The sequence below is a fragment of the Streptomyces sp. NPDC050625 genome (assembly GCF_040654755.1).
Classification (GTDB): domain Bacteria; phylum Actinomycetota; class Actinomycetes; order Streptomycetales; family Streptomycetaceae; genus Streptomyces.
In genome coordinates this window covers 413765-426879 of record NZ_JBFAIQ010000005.1, presented here as the reverse complement: position 1 = coordinate 426879, position 13115 = coordinate 413765, and the positions used below count along the sequence as shown (strand labels likewise).

Below are 13115 nucleotides of genomic sequence, written 5' to 3'. Positions count from 1 at the left end.
GATGTGAAGCAGGATGCGAAGACCGGCGGTCCCAGTCGACCGCCGACCGGTCTCAGTCCTCCGCCGACGCCTTGGAAGCAGCGGCCTTCGAGGCCGTCGTCGCCTTCTTGGCGGCGGTCTTCTTGGCCGTCGTCGTCTTCTTCGCCGTGGTCGTCTTCTTGGCGGCCGTCTTGGTGGCGGTCGCCTTCTTGGCCGGAGCCTTCTTGGCCGTGGCCTTCTTCGCGGGCGCCTTCTTCGCCGTCTTCTTGGCGGGGCCCTTGGCGCGCTTCTCGGCGAGCAGCTCGAAGCCGCGCTCCGGGGTGATCTCCTCGACGCTGTCGCCCGAGCGCAGGGTCGCGTTGGTCTCGCCGTCGGTGACGTACGGCCCGAAGCGACCGTCCTTCACGACGACCGGCTTTCCGCTGACCGGGTCCTCGCCCAGCTCCTTCAGCGGCGGCTTGGCGGCCGCACGGCCACGCTGCTTCGGCTGGGCGTAGATCGCCTGGGCCTCCTCCAGCGTGATCGTGAAGATCTGCTCCTCGGCCTGCAGGGACCGCGAGTCCGTGCCCTTCTTCAGGTACGGGCCGTAGCGGCCGTTCTGCGCGGTGATCTCCACGCCGTCCGCGTCCGTGCCGACGGAACGCGGCAGCGACATCAGCCGCAGGGCGTCCTCCAGGGTCACCGTGTCCGGCGACATCGACTTGAACAGCGAGGCCGTACGCGGCTTGACGGCGTTCTTGCCGGTCTTCGGGGTGCCCTCGGGGAGCACCTCGGTGACGTACGGGCCGTAGCGGCCGTCCCTGGCGATGATCTGGTGGCCGCTCTGCGGGTCCGTGCCCAGCTCGAAGTCGCCGCTCGGCTTGGCGAGCAGTTCCTCCGCGAGCTCGACGGACAGCTCGTCCGGGGCGAGGTCGTCGGGGATGTCCGCGCGCTGGTGCTGCTCGGTGTCCTTCTCGCCGCGCTCGATGTAGGGGCCGTAGCGGCCTACCCGCAGCACGATGTCGTTGCCCACGGGGAACGACGACACCTCGCGCGCGTCGATCGCGCCCAGGTCGGTCACCAGTTCCTTGAGGCCGCCGAGGTGGTCCCCGTCGCCGTTGCCCGCCTCGGCCGCGTTGCCGTTGTTCGTGCCCTCGCCGAAGTAGAACCGCTTGAGCCACGGCACGGCCTGCGCCTCGCCGCGCGCGATGCGGTCGAGGTCGTCCTCCATCTTGGCGGTGAAGTCGTAGTCGACGAGCCGCCCGAAGTGCTTCTCCAGCAGGTTGACCACGGCGAAGGACAGGAAGGACGGCACCAGGGCCGTGCCCTTCTTGAACACATAGCCGCGGTCGAGGATCGTGCCGATGATCGACGCGTACGTCGACGGGCGGCCGATCTCGCGCTCTTCGAGCTCCTTGACCAGGCTGGCCTCGGTGTAGCGGGCCGGGGGCTTGGTGGCGTGCCCGTCGACCGTGATCTCCTCGGCCGTCAGCGCGTCGCCCTCGTTGACCTGGGGCAGCCGGCGCTCGCGGTCGTCGAGCTCGGCGTTCGGGTCGTCGGCGCCCTCGACGTAGGCCTTCAGGAAGCCGTGGAAGGTGATCGTCTTGCCGGACGCGCTGAACTCGACGTCCCGGCCGTCGGCGGCGGTGCCACCGATCTTGACGGTGACACTGTTGCCGGTCGCGTCCTTCATCTGGGAGGCGACGGTCCGCTTCCAGATCAGCTCGTAGAGCTTGAACTGGTCGCCGGTCAGCCCGGTCTCCGCGGGGGTGCGGAAACGATCACCCGAAGGACGGATCGCCTCGTGCGCCTCCTGGGCGTTCTTGACCTTCCCGGCGTAGGTGCGCGGCTGCGCCGGCAGGTAGTCGGCGCCGTACAGCTGCGTGACCTGGGCGCGAGCGGCCGCGACGGCGGTGTCGCTCAGCGTCGTGGAGTCCGTACGCATGTACGTGATGTAGCCGTTCTCGTACAGCTTCTGCGCGACCTGCATGGTCGCCTTCGCACCGAAGCCGAGCTTGCGGCTGGCCTCCTGTTGCAGCGTCGTCGTACGGAACGGGGCGTACGGCGAGCGGCGGTACGGCTTGGACTCGACGGACCGCACGGAGAACCGGGTGTTCTCCAGGGCGGCGGCGAGGGCGCGGGCGTTCGCCTCGTCGAGGTGGAGGGTGTTCGCGGTCTTGAGCTGCCCGAGCGAGTCGAAGTCACGGCCCTGGGCGACGCGCCTGCCGTCGACGGACTGGAGACGGGCGACCAGGGTCGACGGGTCGCTCGGGTCGCCGGCGCGGCCGGTCCCGAAGGTGCCCGTCAGGTCCCAGTACTCGGCGGAACGGAAGGCGATGCGCTCGCGTTCCCGCTCCACCACGAGCCGGGTCGCGACCGACTGGACACGGCCGGCCGACAGGCGCGGCATGACCTTCTTCCACAGGACCGGCGAGACCTCGTATCCGTAGAGGCGGTCGAGGATGCGGCGGGTCTCCTGGGCGTCGACCATGCGCTGGTTCAGGTCGCGCGGGTTGGCGACGGCCTCGCGGATCGCCTCCTTGGTGATCTCGTGGAAGACCATCCGCTTGACCGGGACCTTGGGCTTGAGGACCTCCAGGAGGTGCCACGCGATGGCCTCGCCCTCGCGGTCCTCATCAGTGGCGAGGAAGAGCTCGTCGGAGTCCTTCAGCAGGTCCTTGAGCTTCTTGACCTGGGCCTTCTTGTCGGCGTTGACGACATAGATCGGCTCGAAGTCGTGCTCGACGTCCACGCCGAGGCGGCGGACCTCGCCGGTGTACTTCTCCGGCACCTCCGCGGCGCCGTTGGGAAGGTCGCGGATGTGCCCCACGCTCGCTTCGACTACGTAGCCGGGGCCCAGGTAGCCCTTGATCGTCTTCGCCTTGGCAGGCGACTCGACGATGACGAGTCGGCGGCCGCCCTGTGCGGTCTCGCTGGTCGGGGACAACTTCGCTCTTCTCTCCGGTCGACGCTGGGGCCTGCCCGGGCCTGTGTCCCGGGGTCGTGTCGTGGTGACGCTGCGGAGTGTGACGGTACATCCCGCCCCCGTGTCAAACGGGAAAAGCCCACAACGGCCACTCGAACGGTAACCCGACTACCGGCATTCCTGCCGCCCGGAGTGCCAGGCCGCCGTCACGACCCTGTCCGGAGCGTGACGCTCCCCTTACGCGTACGGCAGTACGCGACCCGCGGTCACAGGTGGGTGAGGCAGTACGCGGCGAGGCCCAGGGCGACCACTCCGGCGAGGCCCGCGAGGGTGGCCGACGCGACCTGATTCACGCCATGGGCGACCGGTTCACGGTGCCGGACCCGGGCGCCGGTCCACACCAGCAATGCGCCTCCGAACAGGGCGAACACCACTCCCGCGAAGATCGCCGGTCCGCTCTCCATGGCTCCCCTGCCCCTTTTCCGTCGTCCATGAGTGCCCAGGGGCCGGAGACTGGCACGCACGGGCGGCGTGCGGGCGAACCCGAGGTGAACGACGGGCCGACAGCTTTTCGTACTCACATTCGAATGATCTCGATGCGAGACCGGTCACAGATATTTTTCCGGCCGATTTCTTGCCGTCGGCGCGTCCCGGGTCGCGCCGCGCTCCGTCCACGCCCCCTCCGGGACCGGTGCGACGCCGGTCACCCGACCGGTGTGCCGCACGGCACGGATGGTGTGCGCGTGTCGCGCCACCCGGCCGCGGACCGCGGACTCAGCCGGCCGGTTCGAGGAAGCCCTGTTCCACCAGCAGCCGGATCTGCGCGGGCGTGCTGTCGCGCAGCACCACCGGGTCCTCGCCCATCAGCTGGGCGATGGCGTCGATGATGCGGCCCGCGCTCAGCGTGCCGTCACACACGCCCGCGAAGCCGGCCCCGACCGTGTCCACCCGGGTGGCGCGGCGCATACCGCGGTGCTGGCGCAGCACCACATGCTCCGGGTCCTCGGCGCCGGGTAGCCCGACTTGCTCCTGGACGACCTCGGCGACGAGCCTGAAGTGCCCCTCCAGCAGAGCGGCGTCGTCGTGCCCACGGAGGTAGTCGAGCCGGGCGAAGTGCGCCCGCACCGTTTCACCGAGCGGCTGTTCGATCGGGTGCGGCCATTCCTCCACGACGACCGAGGGCTCGGCGGCCGAGGTCCTGCGCAGCGTGATCCAGCCGAAGCCGACCGCCTTGACCTTGCGCGCCTCGAACTCGTCGAGCCAGGCGTCGTACCGCGCCTGGTACTCCGCCGGGTCACCGCGGTGGTCACCGGCGTCCCTCAGCCACAACTCGGCGTACTGCGTGACGTCCTGCACCTCGCGCTGCACGACCCAGGCGTCGCACCCGCGCGGCACCCACGACCTGATCCTGTCCTGCCAGTCCTCCCCTTCCACGTGCTGCCAGTTGGCGAGGAACTGCGCGAACCCGCCCTCGTTCAGACGCTCACCCGCTCCCTGAACGAGCGAGCGGCACAGATCGTCCCCGCCCATCCCGCCGTCGCGATAGGTCAGACGGGCGCCGGGCGAGATCACGAACGGCGGGTTCGACACGATCAGGTCGTACGTCTCGTCGTCCTTGAGCGGCTCGAAGAGCGAGCCCTCGCGCAGATCGGCCGCCGGGGCGCCGGACAGGGCGAGTGTCAGGGCGGTGATGTGCAGCGCGCGCGGGTTGAGGTCGGTCGCCGTCACGCGTGTGGCGTGCTGGGCGGCGTGCAGCGCCTGGATGCCGGAGCCGGTGCCGAGGTCGAGCGCGGCGGCGACGGGCGTGCGGACGGTGATGCCGGCCAGGGTCGTGGAGGCCCCGCCGACGCCGAGGACCACGGCCGAGTCGGTCTGACGGCTCTGGCCGCCGATGCCGCCCGCGCCGCCGACCGCGCATCCGAGGTCCGACACGATGAACCAGTCCTCGCCGTCCGGGCCGCCGTAGGGCCGGATGTCCACGGTGGCGGCGACCTCGTCGTCGCCGACGCGCGTCAGCCACCGGCTGCCCAGGCACTCCTCGACGGGCAACACGTCCGCCACGCGCGCGTGCGGCACGGGCTGCTGGAGCAGGAACAGCCGTACGAGTGTCTCCAGCGGCGTGTCCCCGCGGGTGGCCCGGAGGGCGGGCACGGTCTCGCTGCGAGCCAGGGCCGCATACGCGGGGGCGCCGAGCAGTTCGAGCAGCCCGTCGGCGGTGAAGGCGGCGCCGAGCAGGCCGGCACGGAGCCGGGCGGCGACATCGGGACGGTCGGAGGACGGCAGGGGGGACAGGGTGGCGTTACTCACGTCCCCCATTGTGTCCGCTCGGACCGACATCGCACGTACCCGAACCGGCCCGCGTCAGCCGCCCGCCCCCCGGTGCTCAGCCCGCCGTCGCCGAGGCCGAGGAGGAGGCCGACTTGCAGCTCTCCTGCTTGGCCATCGCCTTGCCGACGTCGCCCTCCTCAAGGTTCTTCAGCGCGTCGTTCCCGGTCGTGCTCAGCTTGTCGAGCTGGGTGGCGATGTCCTTGAGGCCGTCGGCGAACTTCGCCTGGTCCTTGGTGTCGAGCTCGTCGACCTGCTTCTTCAGGGAGGCGTAGGACGCGCCGATCTGGTTGAGCTCCCTGACCGCGTCCTGCTGCTTCTTCTTGCCGTTGTCCACATCCGGCGCCCCGGCCGAGTTCACGGCGGCGCCGATCGCCTTGTAGGCGTCGGACATGTCCTGGAAGGCCTTCGCGTCGGTCTTCTGCACGTCCGCGGGCGCGCTGTTGTCCGAGGTCTGCTTCTGGATCGCCGCGTTGGCGTCCGCGATCTTCTTGGCCTGCGGCTGGACCGCGTCGCAGACCTGCTTGGCCCAGGCATCCAGCTTGTCGCTGTTGTCGCTTCCGCCGCCGCTGCTGCATCCCGTCAGCGCCGCCATGAGTACCGCACCGCCGGACAGTGCGGCCGCGAGCTTCTTGTTCACCGGATCGGTCCCTTCCCTGGCTCTCGGCCCCCGGACCCTACACGCCGGATGGGTGACAGTCGCACACCGAACGGCCTATAAGTACCATTTTGCCCCTCTTTGCACCAAGCGAGAGAAGGCTCACCCCGAGGGCGTGCGCGCACACGAACGGGCGGGCGGCACATGAATGCGCGCCACCCGCCCGTCCGTTGAACGGTCCGCCGTAAGACGGCCTACGAAACCACCGCGGGATCGGCCGACTTGCTCACCCGTTCGGCACTGTCCTCGTCGCCCACGGCGATGCCGCGCCGCTTGGAGACGTACACGGCGCCGACGATCACGACCAGCGCGAGGACCGCGATCGCGATCCGTACGCCGAGGTTCTTGTCATTGCCGTACGAGAACTTGATGACCGCGGGCGCGATGAGCAGCGACACCAGGTTCATCACCTTCAGCAGCGGGTTGATCGCCGGACCGGCGGTGTCCTTGAAGGGGTCGCCGACCGTGTCACCGATCACCGTGGCCGCATGGGCCTCGCTGCCCTTGCCGCCGTGGCGGCCGTCCTCGACCAGCTTCTTGGCGTTGTCCCAGGCACCACCGGAGTTGGCCAGGAACACCGCCATCAGCGTGCCCGCGCCGATCGCGCCCGCGAGATAGGAGCCGAGGGCACCGACACCGAGCGTGAACCCGATGAAGATCGGTGCCATGACCGCGAGGAGGCCCGGCGTGGCCAGCTCCCGGAGGGCGTCCTTGGTGCAGATGTCAACGACCTTGCCGTACTCGGGCTTCTCCGTGAAGTCCATGATCCCGGGCTTCTCGCGGAACTGCCGTCGCACCTCGTACACCACGGAACCCGCCGACCGCGACACGGCGCTGATGGCGAGTCCGGAGAAGAGGAAGACGACCGCCGCACCCGCGATCAGGCCGACCAGGTTGTTCGGCTGCGAGATGTCCAGCGACAGGCTCATCGGCGCGCCCGGGCCGGTCAGTTTCGCGCCCACGTCCTGCACGCTGGTCGTGATCGCGTCACGGTACGACCCGAAGAGCGCCGATGCCGCGAGGACGGCGGTGGCGATGGCGATGCCCTTGGTGATGGCCTTGGTCGTGTTGCCGACCGCGTCCAGGTTGGTGAGCACCTGCGCGCCGGCGCCCTCGACGTCCCCGGACATCTCGGCGATGCCCTGGGCGTTGTCGGAGACCGGACCGAAGGTGTCCATGGCGACGATCACGCCCACCGTGGTGAGCAGACCGGTGCCGGCCAACGCGACCGCGAACAGGGCCAGCATGATGGACGTACCGCCGAGCAGGAACGCCCCGTAGACGCTGAGGCCGATCAACAGGGCGGTGTAGACGGCCGATTCGAGACCGACCGAGATACCGGCGAGGACGACGGTGGCCGGGCCGGTGAGCGAGGTCTTGCCGATGTCCATCACCGGACGGCGGTTGGTCTCGGTGAAGTAGCCGGTCAGTTGCTGGATCACGGCGGCGAGCAGGATGCCGATGGCCACCGCGACCAGCGCGAGGATCCGCGGGTCGCCGTCCTTGCCGCTGATCGCGGTGTCGGTGACGCCGTCGAGGTCCGCGTACTTCCCGGGCAGATAGATGAAGACCGCCACCGCCACGAGCACGAGCGAGATCACCGCGGAGATGAAGAAGCCCCGGTTGATCGCGGTCATGCCGCTGCGGTCGCTGCGGCGCGGCGCGACCGCGAAGATGCCGATCATCGCGGTGATCACGCCGATCGCGGGCACCAGCAGCGGGAAGGCGAGCCCGGAGTCGCCAAAGGCCACCTTGCCGAGGATGAGCGCCGCGACCAGGGTCACGGCGTACGACTCGAACAGGTCCGCCGCCATACCGGCACAGTCGCCGACGTTGTCGCCCACGTTGTCGGCGATGGTCGCGGCATTGCGCGGGTCGTCCTCCGGAATGCCCTGCTCGACCTTGCCGACCAGGTCGGCGCCGACGTCGGCGGCCTTGGTGAAGATGCCGCCGCCCACACGCATGAACATGGCGATCAGGGCGGCCCCGAGGCCGAAGCCTTCGAGCACCTTCGGCGCGTCGGCCGCGTACACCAGCACCACGCAGGAGGCGCCCAGCAGGCCGAGCCCCACCGTGAACATGCCGACGACGCCGCCCGTGCGGAAAGCGATCTTCATGGCTTTGTGCGAGACGGCGGTGAGATCCTTTTCCGGCTCACCTTCCGCCGGGGTGGCCTCCCGGGCCGCCGCGGCGACACGCACATTGCTGCGGACGGCGAGCCACATGCCGATATAGCCGGTGACCGCCGAGAACGCCGCGCCGATCAGGAAGAACACCGATCGTCCGGCGCGCTGATTCCAGTCGTCCGCGGGCAGCAGCATGAGCAGGAAGAACACCACGACGGCGAATACGCCGAGCGTGCGCAGCTGCCGGGCCAGATAGGCGTTGGCGCCTTCCTGGACCGCACCTGCGATCTCCTTCATGCTGTCGGTGCCCTCGCCGGCCGCGAGCACCTGGCGCACCAGGATTCCCGCGACGATCAGGGCCGCGACCGCGACGACCGCGATGATCGCCACGAGGACACGGTTGTCGTCGGTCAGGACTGCGGCTGCGAAGGTTGTGGGTTGGCCCAACTGATGAGGGGTAGAAAGCCCCGCCATTCGTCCTCCTTGACGCTTGGGCTGAGCTCAAGATGTGGACGGATTCTAGGTACCGGAACCTGATCAAAACAGAGCGCGGTAAACGGAATTAGCCTTCACCTGCTCTTCAGCAAATGATCGACATCGCGCCAGAGAACCCGAAAGTGGTAACGCCCCAAAGGCATTGACGACCGCATTGGCGCTTGATCAAATAATCGGGTGATTGATCGTGAATTTCTTCACGAATTCCGATGGTCGCAGGTGGCCGCAGGTGTCCCCAGGAAAACAGCACGAAGGGCCCTGCTGAGCAGGGCCCTTGTGAGTGAGCGGGATTGCGCCGAACGAGTGCGGCGGGAGCGGCTCAGGCGAGCGCGACCGCCGGCGGGGTGGTCGGCCAGGTCATACGGATCAACCCGCCGTGCTCCCCGGCGCTGACCTCCACGTCGTCGACGAGGCCGCTGATGACCGCGAGGCCCATCTCGTCCTCCTCGGCCTCCGCGTCCCCTTCGTCGGCGGCACCGCCGGGCGCCCGGTCCCCCGGGGCCGAATGCGGTGCCTCGTCGCCGACCTCGATGGAGAACTGTTTCTCGTCCTCGATCAGCGCCACCTTCACCGGCGACGCGATACCGGCGCTCTGGTGCAGCCCGACAGCGCGGGAGCAGGCCTCGCCGACGGCGAGCCGCACTTCGTCCAGTACGGCCTCGTCCACTCCGGCCCTGCGCGCCACCGCTGCCGCCACCAGTCGGGCGGTCCTGACGTGCTCGGGCAGCGCGCTGAAGCGGAGTTCAACGGTGGCCATCCATCCCCCTCGCAACTTCGGGCGTGCGGTCGGGGGCCGGGCCGCCGAAAGCCCGGACCCCCTGATGAGACTTCTTCCGCCCCGGGCACTCGGGCCCAGGACTGGGCGCGCCGACGATTCGGGCCGATCGGCGGCCCGGGATCGGTCGGCGGCAGCCCAGGTCAGTCGGTGGCCGCCACCGCTTCCTCGACCGAGGTGTGGATCGGGAACACCTTGGTGAGGCCGGTGATGCGGAAGATCTTGAGAATGCGCTCCTGGTTGCAGACCAGGCGCAGGGAGCCCTCATGGGCACGCACGCGCTTCAGCCCGCCGACCAGCACGCCGAGACCGGTGGAGTCGAGGAAGTCCACGCCCTCCATGTCGACGACGAGGTGGAAATTCCCGTCGTTCACCAGCTCGACCAGCTGCTCGCGCAGCTTGGGCGCGGTATATACGTCGATTTCGCCACCGACCTCGACGACCGTACGATCGCCGACGGTACGGGTCGACAGGGACAGGTCCACGGATCCTCCAGCACCTTGCTATCGAGCGGTCGCCCCTCGGGACACCTCGGCTTGCGGCCCCCGGGACGTACGCCAGCCGCGATGGCATTCAATCACTTACCGGCAGGCGTGCACGACGCCTTGGCCCCATTGTCCGTCACGCCAGTGACACACTCGGTGCCAATGGCCAAGAATCACCGATCCGATCGATCCCCGACGGACACCGCAACCCGCCTCGCTCCGGGCACGGTCCTGGACCGGCTCGCCTCCGGACCGAGCCGGGCCTCGCGCATCACTCATACGGAGCACTTGCCCCCGCGCGCGGGTCGCCATGCCGTCTGGCCGCACCGGATTCGCCCGGAAGTGATCGCGGCGGTGCAGTCGGCCGGTATCGAGCACCCCTGGGCGCACCAGGCACTCGCCGCCGAGCACGCCCTGGACGGCCACTCGGTGGTGGTCGCCACGGGCACGGCGTCGGGCAAGTCCCTGGCGTATCTCGTGCCCGTCCTGTCGACGCTCCTGGACGGCTCGAAGGCCCCGAACGGCCGCGGCGCCACCGCCCTGTACCTGGCTCCCACCAAGGCCCTCGCGGCCGACCAGTGCCGTTCGGTGAAGGAACTTTCACACCCGCTGGGCACCGCGGTCCGGGCCGCCGTGTACGACGGCGACACGCCGGTGGAAGAACGCGAATGGGTCCGCCAGTACGCCAACTACGTCCTCACCAACCCCGACATGCTCCACCGCGGCATATTGCCCTCGCACCCGCGCTGGTCCTCCTTCCTGAAGGCGCTCAAGTACGTCGTGATCGACGAGTGCCACACCTATCGGGGCGTCTTCGGCTCGCACGTGGCACAAGTTCTGCGCCGACTACGCCGTCTGTGTCAGCGCTACGGCGCGTCGCCCGTCTTCCTGCTGGCCTCCGCGACCGCCGCGGAGCCCTCCGTTGCCGCCCGCCGCCTCATCGGCCTACCGGTGACCGAGGTCGCCGACGACGCCTCCCCACGCGGGGAACTGGTGTTCGCCCTGTGGGAGCCCCCGCTCACCGAACTGCACGGCGAGAAGGGCGCGCCGGTCCGCCGCACGGCCACCGCCGAGACGGCCGACCTGCTGACCGACCTCACCGTGCAGGGCGTGCGCTCGGTCGCCTTCGTACGCTCCCGGCGCGGCGCCGAGCTGATCTCCGTCATCGCCCAGGAACGGCTGGCCGAGGTCGACCGCTCCCTGGCCCGGCGTGTCGCGGCCTACCGCGGCGGCTACCTCCCCGAGGAGCGCCGCGCCCTGGAACGCGCCCTGCACTCCGGCGAGCTCCTCGGCCTGGCCGCGACAACGGCCCTGGAGCTCGGCGTGGACGTCTCGGGGCTCGACGCCGTGCTGATCGCCGGGTACCCCGGCACGCGCGCGTCCCTGTGGCAGCAGGCGGGCCGGGCGGGCCGCTCCGGACAGGGCGCCCTGGCGGTACTGGTCGCCCGCGACGACCCGCTGGACACCTTCCTCGTCCACCATCCCGAGGCCCTGTTCGACCAACCGGTGGAATCCACGGTCCTCGACCCCGACAACCCGTACGTCCTGGCCCCGCACCTGTGCGCGGCCGCCGCGGAGCTTCCGCTGACCGAGGACGACCTGGAGCTGTTCGGCCCGGCCTGCGCGGAGCTGCTGCCGCAGCTGGAGGCCGCGAAGCTGCTGCGCCGCCGCACGAAGGCCTGGCACTGGACGCGCCGGGAGCGGGCCGCCGACCTGACCGACATCCGCGGCGGGGGCGGCCGGCCGGTGGAGGTCGTCGAGGAGGGCACAGGACGCCTCCTCGGCACGGTGGACGCGGGCGCCGCGCACTCCGCGGTCCACGAGGGCGCGGTGCACCTGCACCAGGGCCGGACGTACCTGGTGCGCTCCCTCGACCTGGAGGACTCGGTCGCCCTGGTCGAGCAGGCGGACCCGCCGTATTCGACGGTCGCCCGCGACACGACCTCGATCTCCGTCCTGGAGACGGACGTCGAGGTCCCCTGGGGCGCGGGACGCCTGTGCTACGGCTCGGTCGAGGTCACCAACCAGGTCGTCTCCTTCCTGCGCCGGCGTGTCATCACGGGCGAGGTGCTGGGCGAGACCAAGCTCGACCTCCCGCCACGCACCCTTCGCACCCGCGCTGTGTGGTGGACGGTCACCGAGGACCAGCTGGACGAGGCCCGGATCAACCCGGAGATCCTCGGCGGCTCCCTGCACGCCGCCGAGCACGCCTCCATCGGCATGCTGCCCCTCTTCGCCACCTGCGACCGCTGGGACATCGGCGGCGTGTCGGTGCCGCTCCATCCCGACACCCTCCTCCCGACGGTCTTCGTGTACGACGGCCACCCGGGCGGTGCGGGCTTCGCGGAGCGCGCCTTCCACACCGCCCGCGAGTGGCTCACCGCCACCCGCCAGGCCATCGCCTCCTGCGAGTGCGACGCCGGCTGCCCGTCCTGCATCCAGTCCCCCAAGTGCGGCAACGGCAACGATCCGTTGCACAAGAGGGGGGCCGTACGGCTGCTCACGGTGCTGTTGCGAGGGGCGCCGGAGGAGAAGGCCGGGAAGGAGCCGGAAGAAGGGCCTGAGCAGGAGCCGAAGGAGATGGCCGAGCAGGAGCTGGAGGAGAAGGCCGAGCAGGAGCCGGAGGAGGGGGCGGAGCAGGGGCCGGTCCCGCAGGTCCCGCCCGCGATCTGACCTCCGCCGTGAACGGCCCCTGCCCGGAGGACGCCGTCACGTCGGACGTGTCGCCCACGACGGCACAGCGCACCAGCCGGGTGCCCTGCGCCGCCGCCACCCCCTCGGCGCGAGCGCAGGCCGCCGCGGTGCCCTCGGCCCAGTGGTCCGCCGCCGCGAGCGCCGCGAGATCCGCACCGCCCGCCGCACGGTGCCGTGCCACCATGGCGTGCCCCAGGGCGAGCAGCACGCCGAACACGACGCACAGGACGGCGATCGCACCGATGCTCCATACGGTGGCCGACCCTCGGTCCGAGAAGCGGCACGAGGCCCTTCTCCCCAGGCGGCGACTCATCGCCCGGCCTCCGCCCCGCCGCCGCCCGTCGGCTCCGCGGTCACCGCGTCCTCCGCCGACGCCACGGCCTCCTCCCGTACTTCGAAGGGCAGGCCGGGCAGCAGCGGCGGATCGGCCACCACCGTCACCCGGACCCGGTCCCCCTCCCGGGCCACCGTGACCTTCGCGCCGTGCGGGGCCGCCTCACGGGTGACCGCCACGACCGCGTCGGCCGGATCCTGGCGGGCGGCCGCACGGGCGCCCGTGCGCGCCGCGTCCACGCACTGGATCTGCGCCGCCACCACGAGCAGCCCGCAGACCAGCGCCATCGTGAACGCCACCAGCACGGGCAGCACCACGGCCGCCTCCGCGGTCACGAAC

At 70.3% G+C, this 13115-nt stretch carries 9 protein-coding genes and 1 pseudogene; 1 reads left to right on the top strand and 9 read right to left on the bottom strand.

What is annotated here, in order from left to right:
* Positions 1–52: 52 nt before the first annotated feature.
* The 7 genes from topA to bldG all read right to left on the bottom strand — a co-directional run bounded on the left by topA (position 53) and on the right by bldG (position 9748).
* A complete protein-coding gene (gene topA, locus AB0I54_RS15125) occupies positions 53–2905 on the bottom strand; it encodes a type I DNA topoisomerase (RefSeq protein WP_363296416.1) in 2853 nt (950 codons plus the stop codon).
* A gap of 245 nt (positions 2906–3150) precedes the next feature.
* Complete coding sequence (locus tag AB0I54_RS15120) at positions 3151–3348, bottom strand: hypothetical protein (RefSeq protein WP_363296415.1); 198 nt, start codon at positions 3346–3348, stop codon at positions 3151–3153.
* A 310-nt stretch (positions 3349–3658) separates the two neighbouring features.
* Positions 3659–5191, bottom strand: coding sequence for a class I SAM-dependent methyltransferase (locus AB0I54_RS15115; RefSeq protein WP_363296414.1), 1533 nt, complete (start codon positions 5189–5191; stop codon positions 3659–3661).
* 76 nt (positions 5192–5267) lie between these two features.
* Positions 5268–5849 (bottom strand): small secreted protein, encoded by a 582-nt coding sequence (locus AB0I54_RS15110; RefSeq protein WP_363296413.1) that lies wholly within the window; start codon positions 5847–5849, stop codon positions 5268–5270.
* A gap of 212 nt (positions 5850–6061) precedes the next feature.
* Positions 6062–8467, bottom strand: a complete 2406-nt coding sequence (locus AB0I54_RS15105; protein ID WP_363296412.1) for a sodium-translocating pyrophosphatase — start codon at positions 8465–8467, stop codon at positions 6062–6064.
* Between the two features lie 340 nt (positions 8468–8807).
* On the bottom strand, positions 8808–9245 hold the full coding sequence (locus tag AB0I54_RS15100; protein WP_363296411.1) for an ATP-binding protein: 438 nt from the start codon (positions 9243–9245) through the stop codon (positions 8808–8810).
* Positions 9246–9406: 161 nt separating this feature from the next.
* Complete coding sequence (gene bldG / locus AB0I54_RS15095) at positions 9407–9748, bottom strand: anti-sigma factor antagonist BldG (protein WP_010986038.1); 342 nt, start codon at positions 9746–9748, stop codon at positions 9407–9409.
* 81 nt (positions 9749–9829) lie between these two features.
* On the opposite strand from bldG, the gene AB0I54_RS15090 reads away from it, so the two are divergent.
* Complete coding sequence (locus tag AB0I54_RS15090) at positions 9830–12421, top strand: DEAD/DEAH box helicase (protein WP_363296410.1); 2592 nt, start codon at positions 9830–9832, stop codon at positions 12419–12421.
* Here the strand turns inward: AB0I54_RS15090 and AB0I54_RS15085 are convergent.
* Both AB0I54_RS15085 and AB0I54_RS15080 read right to left on the bottom strand, forming a co-directional pair.
* A pseudogene (locus AB0I54_RS15085) lies at positions 12372–12755 on the bottom strand (Rv3654c family TadE-like protein); the annotation flags it as partial. The gene AB0I54_RS15090 and the pseudogene AB0I54_RS15085 sit on opposite strands and share 50 nt — an antisense overlap.
* The gene (locus tag AB0I54_RS15080) at positions 12752–13111 is read right to left on the bottom strand and encodes a TadE family type IV pilus minor pilin (protein WP_363296409.1); all 360 of its coding nucleotides are present in this window, start codon (positions 13109–13111) and stop codon (positions 12752–12754) included. The pseudogene AB0I54_RS15085 and the gene AB0I54_RS15080, both read right to left, overlap by 4 nt.
* Between the last annotated feature and the right edge of the window lie 4 nt (positions 13112–13115).

Excerpts from the sequence above, each read along its gene's own strand:
- AB0I54_RS15120 (WP_363296415.1), bottom strand. The coding sequence starts at position 3,348 with ATGGAGAGCGGACCGGCGATCTTCGCGGGAGTGGTGTTCGCCCTGTTC.
- AB0I54_RS15105 (WP_363296412.1), bottom strand. The coding sequence starts at position 8,467 with ATGGCGGGGCTTTCTACCCCTCATCAGTTGGGCCAACCCACAACCTTC.
- AB0I54_RS15100 (WP_363296411.1), bottom strand. The coding sequence starts at position 9,245 with ATGGCCACCGTTGAACTCCGCTTCAGCGCGCTGCCCGAGCACGTCAGG.
- AB0I54_RS15090 (WP_363296410.1), top strand. The coding sequence starts at position 9,830 with ATGGCATTCAATCACTTACCGGCAGGCGTGCACGACGCCTTGGCCCCA.